The organism is Natronomonas sp. (assembly GCF_036625485.1).
Taxonomy (GTDB): domain Archaea; phylum Halobacteriota; class Halobacteria; order Halobacteriales; family Haloarculaceae; genus Natronomonas.
The window spans coordinates 1-4,014 of the sequence record NZ_JAZKTR010000191.1 but is presented as its reverse complement, the minus strand read 5'-3'; the positions used below and the strand labels follow the sequence as shown (position 1 = coordinate 4,014).

At 67.0% G+C, this 4,014-nt stretch carries 2 protein-coding genes; both read left to right on the top strand.

Features of this window, described 5'->3' with window-relative positions:
• Nucleotides 1-867 (top strand): tRNA ligase subunit PheS family protein (locus tag V5A53_RS13465; RefSeq protein ID WP_442928701.1); only part of this gene is annotated, 867 nt, incomplete at its 5' end.
• 726 nt (nucleotides 868-1,593) lie between these two features.
• Entirely contained in the window at nucleotides 1,594-3,963 is a 2,370-nt protein-coding gene (locus V5A53_RS13460) for a DEAD/DEAH box helicase (protein WP_332314133.1), read from the top strand.
• Nucleotides 3,964-4,014: the final 51 nt, after the last annotated feature.

Here is a 4,014-nt window from a genome sequence, read left to right as displayed (position 1 = left end):
CGCATTCCCGACACCGGCGGCGTCGAGGAAACGCCCGAGATCGAGACCGTCCCGACCCGCGAACTCGAAGCCGAATCGGTGGCCGGTACCGCCGATGAGGCCGACGAGTCGAGCGGGCCCGACCCATCCGACGAACTCCTCTACGAGGTCGAGATTCCGCCCTACCGCGTCGACGTGCTCCACCCGCTGGACATCGTCGACGACATCGGCCGCGCCTACGGCTTCAACGACCTCGAACCGAAGTATCCCGACGTCTCGACGGTCGGCGGCCGCCACCAGCGCTCGCGGCTCGAGGACGCCGCCCGCGACGCCCTGGTCGGCCTCGGCTTCGAGGACCTTCTGAACTTCCATCTGACCAGCGAGGACGAACTGTTCGAGCGGATGGGCCTCTCGCCCGACGACGACGCGCTGGGTGCCGAGGACGCGGTAACCATCACCGAGCCCTACAGCGAGGATTACACCGTCGTCCGGACGTGGGCGCTACCCTCGCTGATGATGGTCCTCGAAAATAACACCCACCGCGCGTACCCGCAGGACCTCGCGGAGATCGGACTGGCAGCCCACGTCGACACCGACGAACCGACCAACGTGGCCGAACACCAGACCGTCGCCGGTGTCGTCGCACGAACCGACGCCTCCTACGAGGACGCGAAGGCGCGCCTGCAGGCCCTCGCTCGTGCCTTCGACAAGGACCTCGAAACGCCGCCGACCGACCACCCGAGTTTCATCTCCGGCCGGACCGCCGAGGTAGTTCTCGACGGGGAGTCGGTCGGCGTTATCGGTGAGGTGCATCCGAAGGTGCTGGTCGAACACGACCTCGAAGTCCCGGTGTCCGGCTTCGAGTTCGCGCTGGACGCGCTCCGCTAGGCTGTCTGCGATTTCCCCGTATTTTTATAAGTAGAGCGTGGCGACCGCTCAACCGCAAACAATCAAAAAGCCCTCGGTAGGTTCGCGGTCGCTAAGCGGGATATCCTCCCTGCGGTCGGATAGTGCCCGCTTAGCGACTATATAAACGCGAACCCACCTCCCCTTTCGTTCCACCAAGGGACCGCATCCGCCCCGTGCCTGCCCTTCCCCGGGTCGCGAGGGTCGCCACAGGCGACCACTCGCTCCCGGCCGAGTGGGTTAATAAATGGCGCGCGCTGGCCGACCCCGCGAGCGAAAGCGAGCGGGGGTCCGGCTAGCCAGCGCGCGAGGGACGACCGAGCGCCAGCGAGGGAGTCGGTTGGGGAGGTGTGTGGCGCGGTCGCGGTGCTGAGCGGTCGCGGTCCCCTTGGCGGAATCGAAGGGCGAAGGCGGGTGGCGTGCGAGGGTCGGAGCGTAGCGAGACCCTCGCGATGAACGGCGACCGAAGGGAGCCGTGAGTGGGGGAGTCGCTGACCGACCCCTACCCGAGCGAAGCGAGGGTATGTCGGTCAGCGACCGCCAGCCGGCTGAGGGCTTCGCAGGTGGCGTGGTATAGTACAACGCCACGCTCGGTTTATAAAGAAATACGAATCGAGGCGAGCCAACAGAGAGTTTCACAAACGACTACTCCCCGCCGTCGCTTCCGGAATGGATGCGTTTTTACTCCACGAGCGCCCGGTGCCGGTAGTGGCTACTTCCGCCGGCGCCGTCGACGAAATCGTCCCCGAGTTCGCCGAGGCGTTCCCCTTCGAGTCGTTCAACCGGATGCAGCGGGAGGCGCTGCCGGCGATTCTCGAAACCGACGACAACGTCGTCGTGAGCGCGCCGACCGCCAGCGGCAAGACCGCGCTCGCGGAACTGGCAATCTGTCGGACGCTCCGCAACGACGGCACCGCGCTGTTTCTCGCCCCGCTTCGCGCGCTGACCAACGAGAAGGAAGACGAGTGGGACCGCTTCGAGGAGTTGGGCTATTCGGTCTACGTCGTCACCGGGGAACGCGACCTCAATCCCCGGAAGGCCGAGCGCGCTGACATCCTCGTGATGACGCCCGAGAAGGCCGACTCTGCGACGCGGAAACACGATTCACCGCGCTATTCCTTTATAACCGACGTGGACTGCTGTGTCATCGACGAGGTCCACCTGCTGGATTCGGACCGCCGTGGGGCCGTCCTCGAAGTGACGATCTCTCGCCTGCGGCGGCTCTGTGACACCCGCGTCGTCGCGCTGTCGGCGACGATGCAGAACGTCGAAGACGTCGCCGACTGGCTGGACGCGCCGCCGGAGGCGACCTTCGAGTTCGGCGACGACTACCGCCCCGTCCCGCTGTCGGCGGGCGTCGAGACCTACGCCCACGGCGACAACGCCTTCGCCGACAAGTACCGGCGACTCTACCGGGCGCTGGACCTCGCCCAACCCCACATCGAGGACGGCGGGCAGGCGCTGGTCTTCGTCGCCTCCCGGCAGGACACCGTCCGCGCGGCCGAGAAGGCCCGCGACGTCATCGCCGAGCGCGACATCGACATCAGCTCTCGGGGCGACTACGACTTCCATACCGACGCCCAGGAGTTGAACAACGACACGCTCCGGCAGTCGGTGGTCGACGGCGTCGGCTTCCACCACGCCGGCCTCGCCAAGGCGGACAAGGACCGCGTCGAGCAGTGGTTCCGCGAGGGGAAGATCCAGCTGCTGTTTTCGACCTCCACGCTCGCGTGGGGCGTCAACCTCCCCGCCCGGTGTGTCGTCATCCGAGACACGAAGCTCCACGACCCGCTGGAGGGCGAGGTGGACATGAGCCCCCTCGACATCCTCCAGATGCTCGGGCGTGCGGGCCGGCCGGGCTACGACGACGCGGGCTACGCCTACGTCGTCTGTGACGGCTCGGACGCCGACAAGTACCGCCAACTGCTCCGGGACGGCAAACCCATCGAGTCACGGCTGGCGGAGGAACTGGATTCACATCTCAACGCCGAAATCGCGCTGGGCGTCGTCGACGACATCGAGGACGTGATGGACTGGCTGGAGACGACGTTCTACTACACGCGCGCACAGAGTGCGCCGAAGAAGTACGACGCCGCCGACGCGCTTCGGGACCGTGTGTCGGCAACGCTCGAAGGACTCGTCGACGGCGGTTTCGTCGACCAGTCCGGCCTCGAGATCGAACCGACCGGCCTCGGCAAACTCACCTCGCAGTTCTACCTGCGGCTGGATACCGCCGAGGGCTTCTATCGGCTCTGCGAACGCGCCGCGGACGACGAAACCCCCGAACTCGACGAGTCGGCCGTCCTCCGTACCGTCGCCGACGCCGGGGAGTTCGACAGCGTCTCCGCGCGCCGCGACGAACGGGAGACCTTCGGCGCCGTGCTGGGCAACGAGGGCGACGACCTCGATGCGGGCAACCGGAAGGTGCTCGCGATTCTCCGGGCCGGGATGGACGGGACGACCCCCGGCGAACTCCAGAGCGACGCGTGGGTCATCCGGCAGAACGCCCTCCGAATGTTGGCGGCGCTTCGGGCCTTCTGCGAGCGCTTCGCCTCGCCACGGGACGCCAACCTCGTCCGGCGGGTCGAGGCCCGCGTCGAACACGGCATCAGCGAAGACGCGGTCGGCCTCACCGCCATCGAGGGCGTCGGCAAGGGTCGCGCCCAGAAACTCGCCAGCGAGGGGCTAGGAACCCCGGCAGACGTCCGGGCGGCGGGCGTCGACAGCCTCGTTTCGGCCGGCCTCTCGGAGGGCCTCGCCGAGCGTGTCGTCCAGCAGGCCGAATCCTTGCCAGCCCTCTCCTTCGAGTGGAGCGGCGTCCCCGACTCGATTCCGAAAGGCGAGAACACGATGGCCGAACTGACCGTCAGAAACGCCGGCGACGGCGAACCGGCCGGCGTTCGCGTGACCGTCAACGGCGTCGAGATGTCCGAGGAGACGCGGTATCTCGGCGAGACGACGCTCCCGGTCGGCGTCTTCGGCGGCGACGCCGAGGAACTGACCTACGAGGTCGAAGTCGCCTTCTCGGAACTCCCGCTGGTGCCGATCACCGACAGTCGGACCGTCGACGTGGAGTAGTTACGACCCGTTTTCCGCCCGTCGAATCGCGTACGTTATCGTCAGGAACCC